The sequence below is a fragment of the Cohaesibacter sp. CAU 1516 genome, from assembly GCF_005771485.1.
In the GTDB taxonomy this organism is placed as follows: Bacteria; Pseudomonadota; Alphaproteobacteria; order Rhizobiales; family Cohaesibacteraceae; genus Cohaesibacter; species Cohaesibacter intestini.
Map to the genome: position 1 here is coordinate 1 of NZ_VANT01000025.1, position 3,708 is coordinate 3,708.

General features: G+C 48.4%; 2 protein-coding genes and 3 pseudogenes. 1 reads left to right on the top strand and 4 read right to left on the bottom strand.

Going from position 1 to position 3,708, the window contains the following annotated elements; all coding sequences use genetic code 11:
- Positions 1-105, top strand: a pseudogene (locus tag FDK21_RS20305) (IS5/IS1182 family transposase); the annotation flags it as partial.
- 19 nt (positions 106-124) lie between these two features.
- On the opposite strand, the pseudogene FDK21_RS20310 reads toward FDK21_RS20305, so the two are convergent.
- The 4 genes and pseudogenes from FDK21_RS20310 to FDK21_RS20325 all read right to left on the bottom strand — a co-directional run.
- Positions 125-525 (bottom strand): annotated as a pseudogene (locus FDK21_RS20310) (IS3 family transposase); the annotation flags it as partial.
- Between the two features lie 281 nt (positions 526-806).
- Positions 807-1,964: a UDP-4-amino-4,6-dideoxy-N-acetyl-beta-L-altrosamine transaminase gene (pseC, locus tag FDK21_RS20315; RefSeq protein WP_138150686.1), complete on the bottom strand. Its 1,158-nt coding sequence runs from the start codon at positions 1,962-1,964 to the stop codon at positions 807-809.
- Entirely contained in the window at positions 1,964-2,962 is a 999-nt protein-coding gene (gene pseB / locus FDK21_RS20320; protein WP_138150687.1) for a UDP-N-acetylglucosamine 4,6-dehydratase (inverting), read from the bottom strand. Before pseB ends, pseC begins: the two co-directional genes overlap by 1 nt.
- Before the next feature lie 641 nt (positions 2,963-3,603).
- Positions 3,604-3,708 (bottom strand): annotated as a pseudogene (locus FDK21_RS20325) (IS5/IS1182 family transposase); the annotation flags it as partial.

Sequence of the window (3,708 nt, forward strand, 5' to 3'; positions counted from 1 at the left end):
GCAAAGGATTGGGAAGCTTCCATCGCCAGTTCTGTTGCATGGGTCACCATTGCCAACATCAGAGTGATGATCCGACGTTTGGCAACCTATTGTTATGTCCCATGAACTTTTGAATCGGGCACTCAGATGTCGGCTTCGCGGTGTAATACAAACAACCTCGACTGATGCCCAGTGCCTTCGCTTGCCGGGACAAGGAGAGTTTATGCTTGGGGTCAATCATTTCTTTGCGCTCAACAGGCCGGCCTTGCTGAGCGCTCCGCTTAAAAAATCATTCTCAAGCGTCAGCTCCCCGATTTTGGCGTGAAGAGTTTTGACATCAACTGACGCCGACTCAGGGGCCTTAGTGTCCTTCTCAAAGACATCACTGGCGCCTTCAAGCAGATGGTCCCGCCATTGCTTTATCTGGTTGGGATGAACATCGTATTGTTGGCCAAGCTCACTTAAAGTTTGCTCACCTCGAATTGCGGCTAAGGCTACCTTGGACTTGAATGCTGATGTGTGATTACGTCTGGGACGGCGTGCCATAGTTGGTTCTCCTGTAAAGCCATAAAGGCAAATTACAGACCGAAAATCCACTTATATCACTTGTTCAAATTTCCCGAGCCACCTCTGAACTAGAGTTTTCCGCGCTATTCTTCTGGCTGGGAGAAGGAGAGAAAGCGATGAAAGTCTCGTAACTTTATGACGCACAGAAGGCGTTTCTCAAGCAGGGGAATGTTGGCGTGCCAGTTGCAAAGATTCGCAGCCAAGAAGTGCCTCCCAATATCTCTGAGAGCAGTGTCAGATCAAGTCTAATCTTCTACATTTTACACTATTGCGTCCCTTAACATATTAACCAACCAGCTCTGGCTCTCTTTGCTCAAGCCGGGATAAAGCGGAATACTGATCGCTTCATTGTAATACTGTTCGGACAGAGGGAAATCTCCATCACTGAAACCTAGGGTGCGATAATAGGGTTGCGTATGAATTGGAATATAGTGAAGATTGGCCCCGACGCCGTTGGTCCGCAGACGTTCGAAAACTTCTTTGTGACTGCGGCGAATCTTGTTGAGTTGCAGGCGGATAACATAGAGATGGAACGCCGAGTAAGCTTCTCTGTGGATTACGGGTGTCTTGACAGGCAGGTCTACCAAAAGTGATCCATAGTTTTTTGCCAGCACGTTGCGTCGTGCGACAAACTCATCAAGACGGCTCAGTTGGCTGAGTCCTAGGGCAGCCTGCATTTCGGTCATGCGGTAATTGTAGCCAAGGTCGACTTGCTGGTAATACCAAGGCCCGTGACTTTCATGTGTCATTAGAGATGGATCGCGTGTGATGCCATGACTACGCAGCAAAGCCATCTTCTGCGCCAGCTCAGGGTCATTGGTAGTTGCCAATCCTCCTTCCGCGCTGGTGATGATTTTCACAGGATGGAAACTGAATACCGTGATGTCGGAAAAACGGCAGTCGCCAACATACTTACCCTGATATTTCGCACCAATAGCATGACTAGCATCTTCGACGATTTTCACACCGTAGGAGCGAGCCAGTTTAGCAATTTCGTCCGCCTTGGGTGACTGACCACACATATGGACTGGGACGATAATCTTGGGCAACTTGCCTTTTGCTTCAGCCTCTTCAAACTTCTTTTTGAGTGCCACTGGACACATATTAAAGCTGTCAGGATCAATATCTACAAAATCAACATCCGCGCCGCAATATAGCGCACAGTTGGAGCTTGCAACAAAAGTAATAGGCGACGTCCAAAGTAGATCACCCTTCCCCAACCCCAAGCTGGAGACAGCCAAATGCAGAGCAGAAGTCGCCGAATTAACGGCGACCGCAAAGTCTGCCCCAACCTTTTTGGCCAGCGACTGTTCAAAGAGCGGCACAACAGGTCCCTGGGTCAAAAAATCTGATCGAAGGACCTCAACCACCGCGTCAATGTCAGCCTGAGAGATATCTTGTCGACCATATGGGATCATCAGATTGCTCCAATTTTTCCTCGGTTAACGTCAATCCAGACTGCCAGTTCTTCTTCCTTCATCCATTCGCTGTTATTGTCGCTGGAATACACGAAGTTTTCCGGCACGAGCACCCCATCCTTGATGCGACTCTTGCTCTGGCTCCATTCGTTGATCGCTGGCAGGATCTTGAAATGTTCCGGATATTCGTAAGTGTAGGGGGCATCCTCGAAACCCACCATCTGCTCGTGAATTTTTTCACCAGGGCGAATGCCTACGACTTTCTGTATGGCGTCCGGAGCAACGACCCTGGCAACATCGGTCACTTTCATAGAAGGAATCTTCTTCACATAGATCTCGCCGCCATGCATGTCGTCAAAGGCATGCCAAACAAGTTCGACCCCTTGTTCGAGCGAAATCATGAAGCGGGTCATCCGCGTGTCGGTGATCGGCAGCACACCCGTTTCCTTTACCTGCATGAAGAAAGGAATGACGGATCCGCGAGATCCCATCACGTTGCCATAGCGCACGACAGAGAAGCGGGTTTCATGCTCGCCGGAATAGGCATTGCCAGCTACAAACAGCTTATCAGAGGCTAGTTTGGAGGCTCCATACAAGTTGATCGGACTGGAGGCCTTGTCCGTCGAAAGAGCGACAACGCGTTTCACATTCTTGTCGATGGCCGCATCGATCACATTCATTGCACCGTTGACATTGGTCTTGATGCATTCAAACGGATTATATTCCGCGGTTGGCACGATTTTGGTTGCCGCTGCGTGGACAACATAATCTACGCCGGTGAAGGCGCGATAGAGGCGCTCACGATCACGAACATCCCCAATGAAGAAGCGAATGCGCGGGTCATTGCCAAACAATTTGGCCATTTCCCATTGTTTCATCTCATCTCTGGAAAAGATAATAAGCTTTTTAGGGTTATACTTTTCCAGTGTCATGGGCACGAATGTATGCCCAAAAGAACCTGTACCACCGGTGATGAGGATTGTTGAATTTTGCAACATATTAAGTCTCAATTTTTCAATCAAATGGTTGGAAGAAGGCACGCCCCCTTTGGAACCTCAGCGGGTGATTGCTGGGTAAACAATTTTAAATTAATAGTCAATGGATTGAATTGCTTCGAACGCCTGATCGTGCCTTGAATTACAAACTCACACAAGACTGAATCTTACTCCACCGCCAGCCTCTTCCGAGAGCGCAAGAAGTCAATTATCCTTGTCGCAATTGCCATAAAGGTTGGAAAAACCTATCATTTATTACAGCACCTCTCTTTATGGGCAACGTATACCTACTGCAATTCTTTATTTTGGCAGATTTGTCGGTCTCATCTATGCCACTAGTGCATTAACATGTTAATTTGAAACTTGGGCCTGTTGACAAGCTGACGGATCCAAAGTGCCCTCATTCCAGTCATAGCATCTTGACCCCGAATGAGGCATATGACTCCACGCTAAGCATATAGAAAATCGCAGCCTGATGTGATGTTGAATGTCACTGATAATTGGCTCTGACTCACATTTGCTGAAGTTGGTTGGCATTCTTTCGCTGGTTCATGGGAGGATCAGCAATGCATCATCGATTTCAGCGTGCCAGCCTAGCGCATGCGGAGTAGTCGAATGGCACGGTCAGTGCCCGATTCAAAAGTTCATGGGACATAACAATAGGTTGCCAAACGTCGGATCATCACTCTGATGTTGGCAATGGTGACCCATGCAACAGAACTGGCGATGGAAGCTTCCCAATCCTTTGC